The organism is Brevundimonas sp. NPDC046655 (assembly GCF_044901625.1).
In the GTDB taxonomy this organism is placed as follows: Bacteria; Pseudomonadota; Alphaproteobacteria; order Caulobacterales; family Caulobacteraceae; genus Brevundimonas.
The window spans coordinates 156,330-173,520 of the sequence record NZ_JBJDPV010000005.1 but is presented as its reverse complement, the minus strand read 5'-3'; the positions used below and the strand labels follow the sequence as shown (position 1 = coordinate 173,520).

Sequence of the window (17,191 nt, the reverse complement as noted above, 5' to 3'; positions counted from 1 at the left end):
CCCTCCCCTTTTCTTTTGCGCCACAGCCGGTTCAGCGGCTATCACTCGGACCTGTTTTGCGTCGGAGAGCGCCGTGGCCGAATTCAAAGATCAAACCCTGACCGGCGCCGTGACGCTGGACGACAACGACTTCATCAACATCGACTTCACCGACGCCCTGTTGAACTACGACGGCGGCGTCCCGCCGCGTTTCGACAACTGCCGGTTCAACAACGCGACCTTCAACCTGGGCGGCGCGGCCGGAAATACGATCAACCTCCTGCGCATGATGGCGCCTGCCGCCACCAACATGCGTCCGGTCGTTCTGGGCCTGATCCCCGAGCTTCAGGGCTAAGGCGCTCGCCGCGCCCTTCCGTCGTCGGAGCATCCCCGCGTGAGCCAGACCGCCGCCGCTCATCTCAGTCCCGCTCCGCGCCGCCTCGGCGAGGTGCTGGTCGAGCGCGGGTTGGTGCGCCCCGCCGACATCGCTAACGCCCTGTCGCTGCAGGCGCAGAACGGCGGCCTGATCGGGCTCAACCTGGTGCGTCTCGGCGCCCTGTCCGAAGCCCAGCTTCTCGACGTCCTTTCCGAGCAGTTGGGCCTGGCGGTCCTGCTGCCCGAGGACGGGCCCGCGCCGGAACGCATCTCGACCTTCCTCGACGAGATTCGCTCGCCACTGGGCTGGTGGGCCGAACGCGAGGCCGTGGCCTGGCGCGAGGGCGAAGAGGGGGCTTCGCGCATCCTCTGCGCCGCCGTCCAGCCGATGGACCCGGCCCTGGCCGAGCGAATCAGTCAGGCGACCGCGGAGCCTGTCGTCTTCCTGCTGGCCCAGCGCTCGCTGATCGAGGCCCTCACCGAAGATCTCAGCCGCGACCACGCCCCTGCGCTCGATATGGGCTCCGGCGGGGCCGGCGCCGACGCGGCCCGCCTGCGCGAACTGGCGCAGGAAGCGCCGACCATCGACTTCGTCAACGCCGTCTTCGCCGAGGCCCTGACGCGGCGCGCCTCCGATGTCCACGTCGAACCCTATGAGGACCGCTTCCTGGTCCGTATGCGGATCGACGGCGTCCTGACCACCGCCCGTAGCGCCCCGCGCTCCAACTTCGACGCCGTCTGTTCGCGCATCAAGCTGCTCAGCGGCATGGATATCGGCGAGCGCCGCCTGCCGCAGGACGGCCGCCAGTCGATCCGCGTCTCGGGGCAGGAAGTCGATCTGCGCGTCTCGACCCTGCCGTGCTCGTGGGGCGAGTCCATCGTCCTGCGTCTGCTGGGCAAGACCAGCCGCCTGCCGCAGCTGTCCGAACTGGGTGTCAGCCCCGAGCAGGAAGCCGGCTTCCTGCGTCTGGCCGAACACCCCAACGGCGTCTTCCTGATCACCGGCCCGACCGGCTCGGGCAAGACCACCACCATCTATCGCCTGCTGACCCACCTGAACGACGGCGAGCGCAAGATCATCACGGTCGAAGACCCGGTGGAGCTGGACCTGCCCGGCGTCATCCAGGTGCGGGTGCGCTCCGAGATCGGGCTGACCTTCGCCGCCGGCCTGCGCTCCATCCTGCGCCAGGACCCTGATGTGATCATGATCGGTGAAATCCGCGACCCGGAGACGGCGCGAATCGCCGTCCAGGCCGCCCTGACCGGCCACATGGTCATCTCGACCGTCCACACCAATACCGCCCTGGCCGCCATTCCGCGTCTGCTGGATCTGGGCATCGAGGACTATCTGCTGGCCGACGTCATGCGCGGCGTGGCGGGGCAGCGCCTGATCCGTCGCCTGTGCGGCGACTGCGCTCGTCCCTCGACCGCCGCCGAGGCCAAGATCCACGAGATGGCCATCCCGGCCCACCTGCGCGCCGTCGCCACGCGCGAGCCCGCCGCCTGGCGCGAGCCGGTCGGGTGCGCCAAGTGCGGCCAGAGCGGCTTCCGCGGCCGCGTCGGCGTCTATGAACTGGCCCCCATGTCGCCAGCCATCATCGCCGGGATGCGCGCCTCGGCCGACGAGGATCAGCTGACCGCCGCCGCCCGCAGCGAGGGCTTCCTCAGCTTCGCCGACGACGGCTTCCTGAAGGCGCGACGCGGCGAGACGGCCCTGTCCGAAGTCTATCGAATCGCCGGAGCCGAAGGAGCGTCCAGTGTCCCATAGCGGCTATTACGATCAGGACGCCGTCGGCGACGGCGTGCGCGACGGCCGTCACCGCGAGATCATCGGCGGCCTGTGGGACGAGATCGGCGATCTGCAGATGCGTTTCCTGATCGCCCAGGGGATGCAGCCGCATCACCGCCTGCTCGACGTCGGCTGTGGATCGCTGCGCCTCGGGGCGCGGGCCGTCGCCTATCTCGACGCCGAGCGTTATTTCGGCTCGGACCTGAACGAATCCCTGATCCGTGCCGGCTATGAGCAGGAACTGGATCAAGCTGGCCGCGCCAAGACGCCCTGGAGCCATTTCGGCGTCAACGACGACTTCAGCTTCGACTTCCTGACCCGACCGATGGATTTCGCCATCGCCCAGTCGGTCTTCACCCATCTGCCGCTGAACCATCTGCGTCGCTGCCTGCACAATCTGGCGCCGCATATGGCGTCGGGCGGGCGCTTCTTCGCCACCTATTTCGAGTGCCTGGACGGTCAGGACCTGTTCGCCCCCCTGGCCCAGCCGGGCGGCGGGATCACCACCTACGACTATCAGGACCCCTATCACTACCGCCTGAGCGATCTGGTCTGGACGGTGGATCCGACCCAGTGGGTCTTCGAGCCGATCGGGGAGTGGGACCACCCGCGCGGTCAGCGCATGGCCTGTTTCCGCAAGCTGTAGATGACCGACCAACTGACCTTCCAGTATGAGGCCGCCGGTCGCGACGGGCGGATGGTCAAGGGGCTGATCGGCGCCGCCGACGAGGCCGTGGCCATGCGCCGCCTGGCCGCCGACGGCCTGACCGTGGTGCGCATCAAGCCGGCCGCCGCCGCCAAGGCCGAGGGCCGAGAGCGGGGCCTGAAAACCGGCGAGCGGGTGCTGGTGCTGCGCCAGATGGCGCTGATGCTGGAGGCCGGCGTCTCCCTGCTGGAGGCGCTGGATACGGTCGCCCAGGGGATGCAGGCCCGCAAGGGCAAGCGTCAATTCCAGGCCGCGATCGGCGCCCTGCGGCGCGGCGATTCGCTGGGCGACGCTCTGGAGGAACACGTTCCCGGCTTCCCCGACTATGTGTACGCCATGGCTCGCGTCGGCGAGGCCTCGGGCCGCATCGCCGACGTGCTGAAAGAGGCCGCCGAGCAGATGGCCTATGAGGACCGGCTGCAGCGTGACTTCGCCAACGCCATGACCTATCCGGGCTTCCTCGGCTTCGCGGGCGTGGCCGCCATCGGCTTCATCTTCACCCAGGTCGTGCCGCGCTTCGCCACCATGATCGGGGACGACCGCGAGAACATCCCCGCCATGTCGCGCTGGGTGCTTGAGGCGGGGGAGTTCGCCAACGCCAACCTGGGCGTGGTCGGGGTTGCGGCGCTGCTGCTGGTCGGCGCGATCTTCTTCATCGTCACCAACAAGGCTTTCCGCGAGCGGGCCTATACCGTCGCTCATGGTCTTCCCGTCGTCGGCGACGTCATCCAGTCGCGCGAGATCGCGTCCTGGGCGCGACTGACGGCCTTTGCCTTGAACAACGGCGTGCCCCTGTTGTCGGCGGCGGCCCTGGCGCGGGCGGCGGTGCCTATCGGCCCCTTCCGTCAGGGGCTGGACCTTCTGGACAGCGACCTGCGCGCCGGCATGACGCTGGACGCCTCGCTCGGCGCGCACACCCGGCTGGAAGCCATGGATCTCAGCCTGCTGCGCGCGGGTCAGAAATCGGGGGCCATCGGCGCCATGTTCGGCTTCATGGCCGACAACTACGAGGCAAGGCTGCGCGACCGGATGAAGCGGATGACGGCCCTGCTGGAGCCCATGGCCATCGGCATCATCTCCATCGTCGTCGGCTTCGTGGCCCTGTCGCTGGTTCTGGCCCTGTCGAGCGTTTACGAAGGCGTCGTCTGATGACGACAATGCGGGGCCGCGACGGCTTCAGCCTGATCGAGGCGCTTGTGGCCCTGGCCATCGCCTCGATGACCCTGATAGCCATCTTCGAGCTGCAGATTCAGATGGCCCGCAGCCAGCAGCGCGCGGCCCTGGCCGTCGAACAGGTGGCGGCGCAGGAGAACGCCCTGGCCCTGACGCGCAACCTCAATCCCATGCAGCAGCCGCAGGGGCGGATCGAACTGCCCGGCGGGGATACGATTGTCTGGTCGGCCGAACCCAAGAGCGAGCGCCGCGTCAACGCGGGCTTCCCGGCGGGCGACGGCGCCTTCGAGGTGCAACTCTATCAGGTCACGGTCGGGGTCGAACGGGCGCAGGGGCGTCCCCCCGCGCCTCTCGTGTTCGACCGCCTGGGATGGCGGCGGCTGCAGACCTTCGAGGGCTAGGCCCTCAGTCGGCGGCCGGTTCGGCCGCAGGGGGCGTGACCGTGACGTCAGGTGCGGCGGGCGACGGGGGGGCAGGGGCCGCTCCAGCCGGTTTCTCGGCGGCGCGGCGATCTGAGGGACGGTTCGGCGCTGGCAGGTCGAAGCCCACGCCGCGCACGCCGAAGCCGACGTTGAACGGCGTCAGCGTATAGGACCAGCCGCGACCGGTGCGGAAGGCGGCGTTCATGTCGCTGGCGTAGCGCTCGGCGTAGTCGGCCATGTCCTCATCGCCGCGCAGGATGTGCGGCGTGATCAGGATCAGAAGTTCGGTGCGGGCGCCCGTCACCGAATTGCTTTGGAAGGCCGACCCCACCAGCGGAACGTCCTTCAGGAAAGGAATGCCGTCGTTGACCTTGCTGTAGTTGTTGCTGATCAGGCCGCCCAGAACGCCGGTCCAGCCGTCGGTGATGGCGATCTGGGTGGTCAGGCTGCGGTTCAGGATCGGCGGGCTGGCGATGGCCGCGTTGGTCGACTTGCCGACTTCCGAGATTTCCTGGCTGATGGTGATGTCGACCCGGTCGCCATAGACCACGGGCTGCAGATCCAGGATCACGCCGGTCTGGCGATACTGGACGCTCTGCAGGATGTCGCTGTCGCCGCCCACCTGGGTGTTGGCCGCGCGTTGCGAGGTGATGATCGGCACGTCGGAGCCGACCTGGAAGCGGGCCGTGCCGCCGCTGCGGGCGACCAATTGCGGCCGCTGCAGGATGTTGACGCGGTTGTTCGACGCCTGGGCGTTCAGGCGCGCGCGGAACTCCGGACCGATGAAGCTCATCAACAATCCGCCGCCGCCGAGTTCAATGCCCTCGGTGCCGCCGCTGAGGACGCCGTCGCCGCGCGTTTCCGTACCGAACAACTGGACGCCCAGGCTGGTGTTGTCGGTCAGGGTGACCTCGGCGATCATGACCTCGATCACCACCTGGGGCGCCGGCGTGTCCAGCGTCGTCAGCAGGCCGCGAAGCTGGGCGAACTCGGTCGCCGTGCCGGTGAAGATGATGCGGTTGCCGACCGGGTCGGTCAGAACCCGGCCGTTCATGAACTGGCCGCCCTGGCCGATCGGCGGGGCGGAGCCTTGCCCGTTGGCGTTGCTCTGAGCCGCGCCGCCGTTGGCGCCTGCGATCTGAACCGCCGGGGTGCCGGGGACGCCGACAGGGGCGCGGGGTTGAGCCGTGGTCGGCGCCTGACCCATGGCCATCTGACCCAGGGAGGCGGCGTCGGTGTTCTTGACCTGATAGACGAAGGTTGAAGTCTTGTCGCCGAGGGCTGCGGGCTGGTCCAGGGTCTCGGCCCAGTGTCGGGCGCGGGCGAGAAGTTCGGGATCGCGCCCGAAGATCAGGATCTGGTTGGCGGTGGGGAAGGACAGGATGACCAGGGCGCGTCCCGCCGGGGCCTGACGCGAGACCACATAACCCTCGGTCGTCAGCACCTGCTCCAGCGCCCCGGCCAGGGCGTCGGTGGCCCAGAACGAAGGCTCGATGCGCAGCACCTCGGCGCCGGCGAAGCGCGGCTGGTCGATCTCGCGCAGGGCGCGGACCACCTGGGCCACTTCGCGGCCGGAGCCGGAGATGATGAGGCTGTTGTTCAACTGGTCGGGCGTAATCCGGGCGCCGGCCAGGTTGGGGTAGAGATCCTGCAGCAGGCTCTGCAGGGCGTTCACCTCGATGGTCTGGACCGTATAGAACTGCACCACTCGACCGGCCGAGCTGGAAGGCGTGCGGTTGCGGTTGACCTCGACGCCCGTGCCCTGCGGCGCGGCGCCGACGGTGACGAAGCCGCCGTCGGCATAGACCTCGATCCCGTACTGCTTCAGCGCCTGTTGCGTCAGGGCGAACAGGGCGCGCTTGCTGATCGGGCCGCCGCTGCCGCCGGCGATGACCTCGGTGCGGGAAGCGACGTCGGGAGCCAGGGTGAAGGGCACCTTGAGCACGCCGCCGAAGACGGTGGCGGCGAACTGCGGGATGGCCTGGGGCGACAGGTTGGCGTCCACCATCTCGTCCGGCACCAGGGCCGCGATCTGCTCGGGCGTGGCCGGCTGACGGGTCGGGCCGGCCGGAGCGGCGGCGCCGGGAATGGTCGTGGAGGTGATGCTGGCCGGACCGCGCGCGCCGCGATCCACATTGACGCCGCCGCCGATGAGGCCGTCCTGCGACGCGCCTTCGACCGGGGCGTCGGGGCGCGACACCATGGTGTTCATCTCGGGGAAGGCGGCGCAGCCGGCCAGCACCGCCATGGGGCCCAGGCAGGCGGCGGCGCGCAGGCCCGCGCGACGCAGAACGGTCGCGGCCGGACGCCGGAAGGCGGAGGGACCCGCGGTCAGGTTCGTCATGCCATTCTCCTCGATACTCAACCGAACACCCGGATGACGCGCGTCTCGCGTCCCTTGGCCAGGGTCACGGCTTCCGCCGAAATATTTCTGATGCGCCAGCCGTCGCCGTAGCGTCCGCCGACCGGAATGAGCGAGACCCCGCCCGAGGCGTCACTGACCAGGGCGCCGTGCTGTCCGGTCGCCGGGTCGCGTTCCACGCCGCGCAGGGCCGCCTTGAAGGTCACCGCCACGTCGGGCGGGGGCGGCGGCGGGGGAGGCGGCGGCGGGGGCGGAGGCGGCGGCGGGGGCGGTGGGTCTGACCGCAAGGTCTTCAGGAAGGCCACGGCGCCCACGGCGCTCTCGCCGGGGCGGACGACCGGGCCGGAGCGCGCCGACTGGCCGCGCACCACGGCGGGCGGTTCTTCCGGAAGGCCGGGATAGGCGGCGCCCGTCAGGAAGGCCGCCGCGAGCACCAGCGGCGGCGCCAGCCACAGAAGGCGCTTCATGAGGCGGCTCCCGCATTGGCGATCTTCACGGGGAAGGCCAGGCCGATGCGCAGCTTGCCGCTGGGCGGGGGCGCGTCGGGCGTGCCGACCAGGAGCGGATTGGGCGGCGTGACCTCATAGCGGAAGGCCGTGACGCGGAAGCCTTCCGGCCACTCGCCCAACTTGTCGAGGAAGGCGAAGGTCGGACCCCAGCGCAGGTCCGACTGGACCTCGGCCTCCAGCCACCGGGTCGGGCCGACAGCCTCGACCTTGGCGTTGGTGGTGATGCGCGGGTTGGGCAGGCCGGTGGCGGTCGCGGTCTCCAGCAGGCGCTGCTCGATCAGCACCTGGGCCACGGCGGGGTTGGCCGCTTCGAAGCCCCAGCCGTTCATGTCTTCGAGGGCCAGGCGATCGGCGGCGCCGGCGGCGACGCGGCGCGCGGCGTTGGCGGTCAGGCGCGCGGTCGACTGTTCAGACAGGGCGTCGATGTAGCGGTCGGCCTGGGCGGTGCGCCAGTCCAGCGCGGCCACGGGTGCATAGACGGCGGCGCCCAGCACCAGTCCGCCCAACAGGATGCGCTCGCGCATGGTGGTGGCGCGCAGCCGGTCCTTCAGCGTCTGGATCGACGCGCGCGTCGAAGCGACCATGTCAGCGAAGAAGCCCTGCAAGACGCGTCCCGTTTCAGTGTTGCGGCGCATGGGCCTGCATTTCGCATCGACCCCCCAAGAGCCCTGAGCTATAGCAACCGTTAAAAGCCCATAACAGCTTAGAAATCCAAGGCGATCGTTTGATGCATTGCGGCCGTTCCCGTCTCCGTCACCGTTTTTCGCTGATCGTGGCCTCGTCGCATCAGCGTGGCCGTAAGTCCCGCGAGGGCTACAGCCTGCTCGAGATCCTCGTCGTCTTGTCGATCATCGCCCTGATCGCGGCGGTCGTCGGCCCGCGTCTGTTCGCGCAACTGGACAAGTCCAAGACCCAGACCGCGCGTCTGCAGATCCGGTCGCTGGAAGCCGCGCTCGAAACCATGCGTCTGGACATCGGCCGTCTGCCGACCGAGCAGGAGGGCCTGGCCCTGCTGATGCAGGCCAATGCCGAAGCCGTCCCTGGCTGGTCCGGCCCCTATCTGGACAAGGAACTGCCGTCCGATCCGTGGGCGCGGCCCTACATCTACGTGGCGCCCGCCGCTCCGGCCTCGGGCGATGTGGCTCCCGACAACCGGGCCCGCGTCATCAGCTACGGCGCAGACGGCGCAGAGGGCGGCCAGGGCGTCAACGCCGATGTCAGCTCCGATCAGGCGCGCTGATTCCTTGCCGTCCCGGCCCGTCCGGGGCGGCTACACCCTGATCGAGGTGCTGGTGGTGCTGGCGATCTTCGCCCTGAGCACGGCCATCATCATGCCGTCCACGGCGCGAATGCTGGACCAGACCACGTCGCACGCGGTCTTCTTCGAGTTCCAGCGTCAGGTGTCGGACCTGCGTCGCGAGGCGAACCGCACGGGCGAGCCGGTGCGGATCGTCGATCCCTCCATGCCGAAAAGCGATGGGGACCGTCTGCTCGAACTCCGCGCGCCCTGGCGTTATACGCTGGCCCCGGCCCTGGACATCGCCGAGGGCGGCGGGTGCTCGACCGTCAGCGCCAATCTGATCAATCAGGATCGCGTGGTCATGACGCTGCGCACGGACGACGGGACGTGCCGCTTCATTCGGCTGCAGGCGGCCACGGCCCCGGGCCGCGCCGCGTCCTAGGGCTCGGGTCCTAAAGCTCGGGCGTCAGCGGCGGAGCCGCTTCGCGCACCTTCATCTCCAGCGTCAGGGTCTGGGCCGTGCCGTCGGTGCGCGGCTGGACGTCGTGGAAATAGCCCGAACTCTCCAACTCCTCCACCAGGGGGGCGACCTTGTCGATGGCCACATAGGGCAGGGTGAAGCTGAGGGTCTCGACCTCGGCGTTCAATGACGTGGGCGTCAGCTCATGGAGCGCCAGGATGCCGATGGCGGCGCCGGCGGCGCTCAGCGGGCTGGTCTGTTCCTCGATGTGCCGATAGGCGATCAGCTTCTTCTGGCTGGCGTCCAGGTTGCGGACGGCGGCTGCCCGTGGCGTGGCGGCGCGGATTTCCTCGGTCTTGATCTCGACCTGATCCGCATCCTTGGAAATCTGATAGCCCTGACCGAACAGGAAGGCGCCGAAGCAGAGCGAGGCGAAGGCCGCGCCGCCGCCGACCAGCAAGGCCGTCTGCTCGCGCGTCAACTCGACCGGCGCCAGGGCGAAGGCGTCGGGGTTGTCGAAGGCGATGGGCAGGTCGGCCGGGGCGGGCGGGTTCTCGGGCGCGGCCTCGGCCTGGCGCTGCAAGCGCACGAAGGCCGACCAGGCGGCGACGTCATAGCGCTCGCGACGCCAGGCCGAGGCCAGCAAGGCCTTGCCGCGCCAGAGCTGGGCCTCATAGCCCGCCTTCAGTCTAACGATGCGCCAGCCTTCGCCGCGCGGCTGGGCCAGGGTCTCGGGGCTGACGAGCGGGCGGGCGGGCGCGTTTGCGCTGGTCGCCAGCATGGCCTCGACGCGATCGGCGTCCCACCACCAGACGCCGAAGTCGTCGCCGGCCTTGCTCAGCGCCGAGCCCGAGCGGACATAGGGCGCGGCCACACGCGCGTGCAGGACGGCGGCCTGACGCCGCCGACCGCGCGGCAGGGCGGCGGTCTGGAACAGGGCGAAGGCGCACAGGTCGCGCGCCAGCAGCAGGACCGGCCGACGCAGGGCGCGGCCCAGGGCGCCGCCCGGGTGAACGACGTCGATCGCGCCGTCGGCGCCCAGCCGCTCAACGCGGGGTGTAAGGAAGTCGAGTTGCATCGGATGTGTCGGCCACGGCCCGGCGGGGGGCCTCTGTCAGTTCAGTCTGATCGATCCAGAGCGGTTGCTCAAGGCCGGAAGGCGTCAGCGATAACCGCGCCCGATAGGTCCAGGCCGACCGGGTGTCGCGGATGGTGATCACGGTCACGCCCGCCGGATAGGTGTAGATGCGCTCGAAATCCTCCCCGAAGGGCATCCCGGTCACATTGGCGATGTCGGTGGCGGACATCAGCGGCGCCTGCTCTCGAGCGCGGATCAACGCCTGGGCCTGATCCTCGCTCATGCCGAACAGGATGCCGAGCACATTGGAGCTGGCGGTGTTGACGTTGACGGCGGCGGACATGGGATCGGCGGCCAGGTCGTCGCGCAGCTCGCGCCAGGCCTTCTTGTTCACCGCCTCGCGCGCGCCGAGGATCGACAGCCATTCGGCCGGCCGCATCAGGCGGCGATTGGCGGGGCCCCCGTCGGGATAGTCGCCCCGTTCGGCCCCGTTCGGCTGCTTCAGATCGTCGGTGTCGACATAGTCCTGATAGCGGGCGATCATTTCCTGGCGCTGCCCGGCGTCGACGCCGAGCCGTTCCATCAGCCGCTCGTAGGGCTGGCCGTAGAGCAGGGCCATGTTGATCATCCCCGCCTCGTCGCGCATCCGCACGACCAAGGGGCCGTCGACCTCCATCAGGAAGGGGCGACCGTCCAGGCGAACAGGCTGGACCTCCGCGCCGGACAGGTTGGGCGGCGGCTCGGTCTGGGCCAGGTCCATGAAGCCGCGCGCGTCGTTGATCGCAAAGCCGTACGCCCGCATCGGCTCGGTCGCGGCCATATAGGACAGGGTCGCCTCGGCGGTCAGGGCGCGTTGCAGGAAGCGCACTCGCGCCCGGGCCGACGCCGCTTCCGCCGTCAGGCTGGCGAGCGCAGTGATCGCCACCAGAAAGATCAGCGTCACCACTCCCGTCACCGCCAGAACGGCGGGCAGGGCGAAGCCGTCGCGGCGCAGGGTTCTAGAACTCCGCACTGGGCCGCATCCACAGGGCTGGCTGGCCGGAATAGACCAGATCCACGACATCCATCTTGGGCCCGCCGTTCAGCCGCACCCACAGGCTCTGGCTGCGGAAGTTCTCCATGTTGATCGGCGCGTCGCGGGGTGTTTCGAACGACGGGCTCCAGGTCGCGCCGTCGGGGGAATAGGAGAAGGCGGCGGCCGCCGATCCGCGCGGCAGGGTCAGGATCGGCGTCTTGCGCGCCCCGGCCTGGCACATGACGACGCGCTCCGCCCCTTGCGTTTCGATGGTCAGGGTCAGGCGTCCGGCCCAGCCCTGGGGCGCGCAGCCGGTGGCGCGCTCCATGACGGCGTCGGCCTCCAGGCGGTTCGGCTCGGCGAGGATAGGCAGGTCCACCCCCGCGACGATGGAGGCGGGGGGGCGCAGGCTGAGGCTGCGGATGATGGCCCGAAAGTCGCTGATCGCCACGTCGGCGTCGGCGACGGACATGGCCCGTCGGCCCAGGGCGAAGCCCGTGTCTCCGGCCTTGATGCCGATCGAGAAGATGACGGCCAGCGCCATGCCGCCGATCGCCAGGACGACCAGGGCTTCGATCAGGGAAAAGCCGGCGCGGCGGGCGGTCTGCATCACAGGACCTTGATAGGGCTTCGCGGCGCGCCTGCCAATCGGGCGAAGCCACGCCTCAGCTTGGCGCTGACGGTCCCGGCTGGTATGCAGTCGGCTTGGTTCTTTGGGGGGGATGATGCGCGGCGTCGCCTCGGTGCTGATCGCAGGGGGATTGGGGTGCGCCGTCTGGGCGGGCCTGGCCAATCACGCCCGCTTCGCCCAGGCCGAACCCGGCGCGATCAAGCCGATCCCCGCCTATGCCCCCGCAGCCGTCGCCGCAGCGCCGGTCGAGAGCGACCATGACCGTCGCGCGCGCTTGAACGCTCGCCTCCAGACCATGGTCAAGGACGGCAAGGGCGTCCGTCTGACCGACGCTCCCGCCGCCGCCCAGCGCCGTCGCGCCGAGGTGAGACGTTCCGCGTCAGCCGATCGCGTCGCGGCGAGGCCTGTCCGCGCCGAGCCGACCGCGAGCTTCGCCCCGCCGCCGGTCAATGCGAACGCCGCGCCGTCCGTGCGCCGGACCGGTTATACGCCGCCCTATCTGGACCTGAAGACGCCGCCGCGCGTGCCGGACAACGACCTGGAGTGCCTGACCCAGGCCATCTATTACGAGGCCCGCAACGAGAGCGAGGCTGGTCAGGCGGCGGTCGCCGAGGTGGTGCTGAACCGGTCGCGCCACCGCGCCTATCCCAAGCGGGTTTGCGAGGTCGTCTATCAGCGCAACAGCCGCACCTGCCAGTTCACCTTCACCTGCGACGGCTCGATCGGACGGCGCGCGGTCAACCCGATGGCCTGGGCCCGCGCCGAGCGCATCGCCCGCGAGGTCTATGAGGGCCGCTCCGCCAGCCAGCTGCCCAAGAACTCGGTCAACTATCACGCCAACTATGTGCGTCCTTCCTGGGGTTCGCGGCTGGCCCGCGTGCGCCAGATCGGCGCCCATATCTTCTACGGCGCGCCGCTGAACGGCGGGACCAATCCCGGCGCCTGGGAGCGGGAACGCGAACCGGCGCGGTCCGGTCTGCTGTTCGTGCGCAATGACGCGCTGGACCGGGCCTATACGCTGATGACGGCCCAGGCGGCCCCCAGCGAGCCTTCCGCTCCGGCGGGGTCGTGACGGGCGACGTCGTCCTGCTGCGGACCCCGCGCTACGGGGACGAGCGGGGCTGGTTTTCCGAGACCTGGTCGCGCGCGCGCTTTCACGCCGCCGGGATCGATTGCGACTTCGTGCAGGACAATCATTCGCGTTCCGAGCCGGCCGGGGTGATCCGCGGCCTGCATTTTCAGCACCCGCCCTATGCCCAGGCCAAGCTGGTGCGTTGCGTGCGCGGCGCCATCCTCGATGTGGTGGTGGACCTGCGCGCCGGATCGCCGACCTTCGGCCAGCATCACGCGGTCGAACTGTCGGCGCAGAGCGGCGACCAGCTGTTCGTGCCGCCCTCGTTCGCCCATGGCTTCGTCACCCTGCAGCCCGGGACCGAGGTGGCCTACAAGGTCACGGCCGCCTATGCGCCCGCGCATGAAGCGGGTCTGGCGTGGGACGACCCCGACCTGAACATCGCCTGGCCGGTGGCGGCCGCCGAGGCCGTGCTGGCCGAGCGCGACCGGCACTGGCCGCGCCTGCGCGATCTGGACACGCCCTTCGACGGCGAGACCCCCATGAGCCTGTCGGTCGTGGACCTCGGCCGCATCAGCCGCTAGCCCTGTTCGGCGGCGGCCAAGGAGACGAGCGTTGAGGATATTGCTGACCGGCGGCGCCGGCTTCATCGGCTCGGCCCTGACGCGCGAACTGCTGGCGCGCGGCCATGAGGTTCGCGTTCTGGACCTGCTGGCCTATGCCGGCGTGCTCGCCTCGCTGAGTGAACTGGAAGGCGACCCGGCCTACAGCTTCGTGCGCGCCGACATCGCCGATTCGACGGCCGTCGCCGCCGTCTTCGCCGACTTTCAGCCCGAGGCCGTGGCCCATCTGGCGGCCGAGACCCACGTCGACCGCTCGATCGACGGCCCTGCCGTCTTCGTGCGCACCAATGTCGTGGGAACCCAGGTGCTGCTGGATCAGGCGCTGACGACCTGGCGCGCCCTGTCGGGTGAGGCCGCTGACGCCTTCCGTTTCCTGCACGTCTCGACGGACGAGGTCTTCGGCTCGCTGGGCGACGAGGGACGGTTCTCGGAGGCCAGCCCTTATGACCCGCGCTCGCCCTATGCGGCGTCCAAGGCGGCGTCGGATCATCTGGTTCGCGCCTGGGGCCACACCTTCGGCCTGCCGGTGATGATCAGCAACTGCTCCAACAACTACGGCGCCCGCCAATTTCCCGAGAAGCTGATCCCGACCATGATCCTGCGCGCCCTGCGCGGCGAGACCCTGCCGGTCTATGGCGACGGCGCCAATGTGCGCGACTGGCTGTTCGTCGAGGACCACGCCCGGGCGCTTGCCGACATTCTTGAACGCGGCGCGCCGGGTCGGACCTATGCCGTCGGCGGCGACGCCGAGCGCACCAACCTGCAACTGGTTCATGCACTCTGTGCGGTGCTGGACCGGCTGCGGCCCGCGCCGGGCGGCGGCCGTTATGCGGATCGCATTCAGATGGTCGAGGACCGCCCCGGGCATGATCGCCGCTACGCCATTGACGCCGCCCTGATCCGTGCGGAGCTGGGCTGGGCGCCGAAGGTCGACCTTGACCAGGGCCTGGAGCGCACGGTGCGGTGGTATCTCGACCATGAGGCCTGGTGGGCGCCCCTGGTGGCCGACCCTCAGGGGCTGGCCCGTCTGGGCCGGCTCTAGCCGATCCGTTCGATCTCGGCGCCGCTGAAGGTCATGCGCCCGTCGAACACGCCCTCCAGCACCACGACCCGAAGCTCGCAAACCGAGCGTTCGGTCCAGACATAGTCCTGTACGATCTCGAACACGCCGGCCCGGCCGGGCACGAACTCTTCCGACAGGTAGTCGGTCTGGCCGCCCCAATCGACACGGAAACGTGGTCGGCTGCCCTTGGCGTCGAAAGTCAGGCGATAGGTCGCGCGCCACCGGCCCGGCGGCATGGTGATGTAGGGACCGGTGATCAGGAAGCGAGGGCGACCGGTCAGGTCCAGCTGACCGCGTGTCCCGCCCGGGACGATGCGCGAATCATAGTTGAACAGATCCGGCGCCCAGACAGCCTTGGGCGAAGCCGGGTCCAGCAGGGCGACGGCCTCGGTGACGGCCTGCAGACGAGGCGACAAGGGCCTGGAAGGCGCGATCGTCGGGCGATGAAGCTTCAGGCCCGGGAAGATCTCGACCGCGCCCGAGGCGAAGTCGCGGCTGCGGAATAGGCGATGGGCCGGCAACAGATCGGTCCGCCCCATCAGGTCGGTGTAGACGGCGATATGAGGAGGGATCGCGTCGGGCGCCTCGTCGCCGTCCAGATGCATGCCCGGTCCGGCGATCAGGCCCGCCAGGGCCTCGGCGGGCACGCCGGCGGCCAGGGGCTGCTGCGCATCGGCGGTCAGGATGACGGCCTTGGCATCGCCAAGGGGCGCGTTTTGCGGGTCGGCGTCGAGGTCGTGAAGTCGCAGGCCCGCTTCAGCCGCGGCGCTCGCGACGGCCGCGCGCCAGGTGGCGTCATGACGGAAGGGCGGAAGGACGATCCATCGCGCTTGCGAAGAGGGGGAAGAACTCACGCGGCGCGCAACCAGGTATAGACCTCAACCGCCTCGTCGATGTCGTCGAACACCTTGGCCCGCCCGCCTTCGATGATCAGCGCGCGGTCGCAATAGTTGGCGATCAGATGGGTGTCGTGGGACGCCATCAGGAAGGCGCGGTGTGCGCGGTGCTCGAACAGAGCTTCCTGACATTTGCGCTGGAAACGGGCGTCGCCCACGGCGACCAGTTCGTCGATCAGATAGCAATCGAATTCAATGGCCAGCGACAGGCCGAAGGCCAGACGCGCGCGCATCCCCGAGGAGTAGTGCTTAACCGGGTCGCGCAACGCCTTGCCCAGTTCGGCGAAGTCATCCACCCGCTCCAGCATTTGGTGGTAGTCGCGGTCATATAGGCGCGCGAGAAAGCGGACGTTGTCGAGGCCCGATAGGCTGCCCTGGAAGCCGCCGCCGAAGCCGATCGGCCAGGACGACGACATCCGCCATTCGATCCGGCCCTCGGTTTCGGGCAGGACGCCGCCCAGCATCTTGATCAGGGTGGACTTGCCCTGACCGTTGCGGCCGAGAATCGCCAGTCGCCCCGACGTGCCAAGATCAAAGTTGATGTTCTTGAACAGTGGCTTGCGGGCGCCGTGGTAGGTCTTTCCGACATCGATGACGCGCAGACCGGGAACCTCGGGGGTCTGCATCAGTCCTGCCTGTGCTCCCGTACGCCGGCCCAGATGAGCCAACCCACGGCGTAAACCAGCAGCGACGAGGCGAAGACGGTCAGGAAGGCCAGGAAGCGTCGGGGTTGGGTCGGCTTGTCCGGTTGGCTCGGCGCCACGATGCGTTCGAGGTAGAGCTTCTGGCGACGTGCTTCCTGTTCAGCGCTCAGCAGGGCGGCGGTGGCCTGGGCCAAGACCTTGTCCGCGATCTCGCGGCGCATCACCAGGTCCTCGTAGGCGCCGACCTTGGGCGCCAGCGACGAGGCGCTGCCGGTGGCCTTGGCGCGGGCTTCCGCGACCTGCCGCTCATAGGCGGCGATCCGGCTGTCAAGGATGGGCAGTTGCGGGCTGGAGGGGGCTTCGGCCGCCAGTTGCGCCCGATCGGCGCGCAGCTGGGCGATGGTCACCAGCAGGCCGGCCACGACCTCGGTCGTTTCAGTCACGGCGGCGCGAGGGTCGATGAACTGGGCGCTGTTGCGAAGGGCGGTAAGAGCCTGCTGCGACGCGGCCACCTCGGCGCGAGCGTGGTCGAAGGAGACGCGAGCGTCGCGTACCGCATTTGCGGCCGAGCGTTCGTTGAGGCGATTGATCAGGGCCTCGCCGCTGTCCAGCATGGCGGCGTTAATCGTCGCCGCGTCCTTGGCGCTGAACGCCTCGACCCGAAGGGTGCTGATGCCCGAGGCGGCGTCATATCCGACCGTCAGGTAGCGTTTGAAGCCCTTGTACAGGGCTTCCTCGCTTGTGCCCTCCCACGGGCGCGGCGTGCGCGAGAACCAGTCGACCTTCGGTCCGGTGAGCATGGCCTTCAGGTCGAAGCGCGTCTGGAGGACCTTCAGGCTGTCACGCGAGTCGAGATACTCGTGCACCGCGAAAGCATCGTTCATGCCGGTGGACAGACCCACGCCCTGCAGAGCAATGCCAAGCCCTGTCGGTTGAGCCGAATTGGCCGAACGGACCACGAAATGGGATTCCGAGACGTACCGGGGCGAGGCGATCAGGCCGTAATAGACGCCGCCCACCAGGCTGGGGATCCCGACCACGATCAGGAAACCGAGCGGCAGCCGCTTGCGCCACGAAGGCTTGGCCTTGGGCGCGATGCGCGGTTCTTCGGCCGCGCCGAGATAGGTCAGGTTGGTGTCAGCCATTCGTCTTCT

At 69.2% G+C, this 17,191-nt stretch carries 19 protein-coding genes; 10 read left to right on the top strand and 9 right to left on the bottom strand.

Annotated features, from left to right (window positions below; genetic code table 11):
• The first annotated feature begins 73 nt into the window (after window positions 1-73).
• Genes ACI2KI_RS14405 through ACI2KI_RS14385 form a run of 5 tightly spaced genes read left to right on the top strand, consistent with a single transcriptional unit; the run spans window position 74 to window position 4,423 of the window.
• Entirely contained in the window at window positions 74-334 is a 261-nt protein-coding gene (locus tag ACI2KI_RS14405) for a hypothetical protein (RefSeq protein ID WP_404621149.1), read from the top strand.
• 39 nt (window positions 335-373) lie between these two features.
• The gene (locus tag ACI2KI_RS14400) at window positions 374-2,122 is read left to right on the top strand and encodes a GspE/PulE family protein (protein WP_404621147.1); all 1,749 of its coding nucleotides are present in this window, start codon (window positions 374-376) and stop codon (window positions 2,120-2,122) included.
• Window positions 2,112-2,789: a methyltransferase gene (locus ACI2KI_RS14395; protein WP_404621145.1), complete on the top strand. Its 678-nt coding sequence runs from the start codon at window positions 2,112-2,114 to the stop codon at window positions 2,787-2,789. Before ACI2KI_RS14400 ends, ACI2KI_RS14395 begins: the two co-directional genes overlap by 11 nt.
• Window positions 2,790-3,998: a type II secretion system F family protein gene (locus ACI2KI_RS14390; protein ID WP_404621143.1), complete on the top strand. Its 1,209-nt coding sequence runs from the start codon at window positions 2,790-2,792 to the stop codon at window positions 3,996-3,998. It begins immediately after the preceding gene.
• Window positions 3,998-4,423, top strand: coding sequence for a prepilin-type N-terminal cleavage/methylation domain-containing protein (locus tag ACI2KI_RS14385; protein ID WP_404621141.1), 426 nt, complete (start codon window positions 3,998-4,000; stop codon window positions 4,421-4,423). The genes ACI2KI_RS14390 and ACI2KI_RS14385 overlap by 1 nt, the downstream gene beginning before the upstream one ends.
• A 4-nt stretch (window positions 4,424-4,427) precedes the next feature.
• Here ACI2KI_RS14385 and ACI2KI_RS14380 read toward each other — a convergent pair whose 3' ends face one another.
• Genes ACI2KI_RS14380 through ACI2KI_RS14370 form a run of 3 tightly spaced genes read right to left on the bottom strand, consistent with a single transcriptional unit; the run spans window position 4,428 to window position 7,950 of the window.
• Window positions 4,428-6,788, bottom strand: coding sequence for a secretin N-terminal domain-containing protein (locus tag ACI2KI_RS14380; RefSeq protein ID WP_404621139.1), 2,361 nt, complete (start codon window positions 6,786-6,788; stop codon window positions 4,428-4,430).
• A 17-nt stretch (window positions 6,789-6,805) separates the two neighbouring features.
• Window positions 6,806-7,273, bottom strand: coding sequence for a hypothetical protein (locus ACI2KI_RS14375; RefSeq protein ID WP_404621137.1), 468 nt, complete (start codon window positions 7,271-7,273; stop codon window positions 6,806-6,808).
• Complete coding sequence (locus ACI2KI_RS14370; protein ID WP_404621135.1) at window positions 7,270-7,950, bottom strand: hypothetical protein; 681 nt, start codon at window positions 7,948-7,950, stop codon at window positions 7,270-7,272. The genes ACI2KI_RS14375 and ACI2KI_RS14370 overlap by 4 nt, the downstream gene beginning before the upstream one ends.
• Window positions 7,951-8,042: 92 nt before the next feature.
• On the opposite strand from ACI2KI_RS14370, the gene gspG reads away from it, so the two are divergent.
• Together gspG and ACI2KI_RS14360 are read left to right on the top strand one after the other, a co-directional pair.
• The gene (gene gspG / locus ACI2KI_RS14365) at window positions 8,043-8,555 is read left to right on the top strand and encodes a type II secretion system major pseudopilin GspG (protein WP_404621134.1); all 513 of its coding nucleotides are present in this window, start codon (window positions 8,043-8,045) and stop codon (window positions 8,553-8,555) included.
• Window positions 8,556-8,559: 4 nt separating this feature from the next.
• A complete protein-coding gene (locus ACI2KI_RS14360; protein ID WP_404621133.1) occupies window positions 8,560-8,997 on the top strand; it encodes a Tfp pilus assembly protein FimT/FimU in 438 nt (145 codons plus the stop codon).
• 10 nt (window positions 8,998-9,007) lie between these two features.
• Here the strand turns inward: ACI2KI_RS14360 and ACI2KI_RS14355 are convergent, their stop codons facing one another.
• The 3 genes from ACI2KI_RS14355 to ACI2KI_RS14345 are packed head-to-tail and all read right to left on the bottom strand — an operon-like array spanning window position 9,008 to window position 11,718.
• Window positions 9,008-10,093: a hypothetical protein gene (locus tag ACI2KI_RS14355; RefSeq protein WP_404621131.1), complete on the bottom strand. Its 1,086-nt coding sequence runs from the start codon at window positions 10,091-10,093 to the stop codon at window positions 9,008-9,010.
• Window positions 10,062-11,105 (bottom strand): general secretion pathway protein GspK, encoded by a 1,044-nt coding sequence (locus ACI2KI_RS14350; RefSeq protein WP_404621129.1) that lies wholly within the window; start codon window positions 11,103-11,105, stop codon window positions 10,062-10,064. Before ACI2KI_RS14350 ends, ACI2KI_RS14355 begins: the two co-directional genes overlap by 32 nt.
• Window positions 11,092-11,718, bottom strand: a complete 627-nt coding sequence (locus ACI2KI_RS14345) for a prepilin-type N-terminal cleavage/methylation domain-containing protein (RefSeq protein WP_404621127.1) — start codon at window positions 11,716-11,718, stop codon at window positions 11,092-11,094. Before ACI2KI_RS14345 ends, ACI2KI_RS14350 begins: the two co-directional genes overlap by 14 nt.
• A gap of 115 nt (window positions 11,719-11,833) precedes the next feature.
• Between ACI2KI_RS14345 and ACI2KI_RS14340 the strand changes: the two genes are divergently transcribed.
• From ACI2KI_RS14340 to rfbB, 3 genes are read left to right on the top strand one after another with little or no spacing between them, the layout of a single operon-like run.
• Window positions 11,834-12,811, top strand: coding sequence for a cell wall hydrolase (locus tag ACI2KI_RS14340; protein ID WP_404621125.1), 978 nt, complete (start codon window positions 11,834-11,836; stop codon window positions 12,809-12,811).
• Window positions 12,808-13,395 carry a dTDP-4-dehydrorhamnose 3,5-epimerase gene (gene rfbC, locus ACI2KI_RS14335; protein WP_404621123.1) on the top strand — a complete coding sequence of 196 codons (588 nt, stop codon included), beginning with the start codon at window positions 12,808-12,810 and terminating at the stop codon, window positions 13,393-13,395. The genes ACI2KI_RS14340 and rfbC overlap by 4 nt, the downstream gene beginning before the upstream one ends.
• Window positions 13,396-13,426: 31 nt before the next feature.
• Window positions 13,427-14,476 carry a dTDP-glucose 4,6-dehydratase gene (gene rfbB / locus ACI2KI_RS14330; protein ID WP_404621121.1) on the top strand — a complete coding sequence of 350 codons (1,050 nt, stop codon included), beginning with the start codon at window positions 13,427-13,429 and terminating at the stop codon, window positions 14,474-14,476.
• Here the strand turns inward: rfbB and ACI2KI_RS14325 are convergent.
• The 3 genes from ACI2KI_RS14325 to ACI2KI_RS14315 are packed head-to-tail and all read right to left on the bottom strand — an operon-like array spanning window position 14,473 to window position 17,182.
• Window positions 14,473-15,351 carry a hypothetical protein gene (locus ACI2KI_RS14325; protein WP_404621119.1) on the bottom strand — a complete coding sequence of 293 codons (879 nt, stop codon included), beginning with the start codon at window positions 15,349-15,351 and terminating at the stop codon, window positions 14,473-14,475. The genes rfbB and ACI2KI_RS14325 overlap by 4 nt on opposite strands.
• Window positions 15,348-16,019 carry an ABC transporter ATP-binding protein gene (locus tag ACI2KI_RS14320; RefSeq protein ID WP_404621117.1) on the bottom strand — a complete coding sequence of 224 codons (672 nt, stop codon included), beginning with the start codon at window positions 16,017-16,019 and terminating at the stop codon, window positions 15,348-15,350. The genes ACI2KI_RS14325 and ACI2KI_RS14320 overlap by 4 nt, the downstream gene beginning before the upstream one ends.
• Window positions 16,019-17,182 carry a chain-length determining protein gene (locus ACI2KI_RS14315; protein ID WP_404621115.1) on the bottom strand — a complete coding sequence of 388 codons (1,164 nt, stop codon included), beginning with the start codon at window positions 17,180-17,182 and terminating at the stop codon, window positions 16,019-16,021. Before ACI2KI_RS14315 ends, ACI2KI_RS14320 begins: the two co-directional genes overlap by 1 nt.
• Window positions 17,183-17,191 lie beyond the last annotated feature (9 nt).

What these genes read in the sequence shown, in the direction of transcription:
- gspG (WP_404621134.1), top strand. Translation starts at nt 8,043, where the DNA reads ATGCATTGCGGCCGTTCCCGTCTCCGTCACCGTTTTTCGCTGATCGTG.
- ACI2KI_RS14320 (WP_404621117.1), bottom strand. Translation starts at nt 16,019, where the DNA reads ATGCAGACCCCCGAGGTTCCCGGTCTGCGCGTCATCGATGTCGGAAAG.
- ACI2KI_RS14355 (WP_404621131.1), bottom strand. Translation starts at nt 10,093, where the DNA reads ATGCAACTCGACTTCCTTACACCCCGCGTTGAGCGGCTGGGCGCCGAC.
- ACI2KI_RS14340 (WP_404621125.1), top strand. Translation starts at nt 11,834, where the DNA reads ATGCGCGGCGTCGCCTCGGTGCTGATCGCAGGGGGATTGGGGTGCGCC.
- ACI2KI_RS14385 (WP_404621141.1), top strand. Translation starts at nt 3,998, where the DNA reads ATGACGACAATGCGGGGCCGCGACGGCTTCAGCCTGATCGAGGCGCTT.
- ACI2KI_RS14375 (WP_404621137.1), bottom strand. Translation starts at nt 7,273, where the DNA reads ATGAAGCGCCTTCTGTGGCTGGCGCCGCCGCTGGTGCTCGCGGCGGCC.
- ACI2KI_RS14390 (WP_404621143.1), top strand. Translation starts at nt 2,790, where the DNA reads ATGACCGACCAACTGACCTTCCAGTATGAGGCCGCCGGTCGCGACGGG.
- ACI2KI_RS14370 (WP_404621135.1), bottom strand. Translation starts at nt 7,950, where the DNA reads ATGCGCCGCAACACTGAAACGGGACGCGTCTTGCAGGGCTTCTTCGCT.
- ACI2KI_RS14380 (WP_404621139.1), bottom strand. Translation starts at nt 6,788, where the DNA reads ATGACGAACCTGACCGCGGGTCCCTCCGCCTTCCGGCGTCCGGCCGCG.
- ACI2KI_RS14315 (WP_404621115.1), bottom strand. Translation starts at nt 17,182, where the DNA reads ATGGCTGACACCAACCTGACCTATCTCGGCGCGGCCGAAGAACCGCGC.
- ACI2KI_RS14345 (WP_404621127.1), bottom strand. Translation starts at nt 11,718, where the DNA reads ATGCAGACCGCCCGCCGCGCCGGCTTTTCCCTGATCGAAGCCCTGGTC.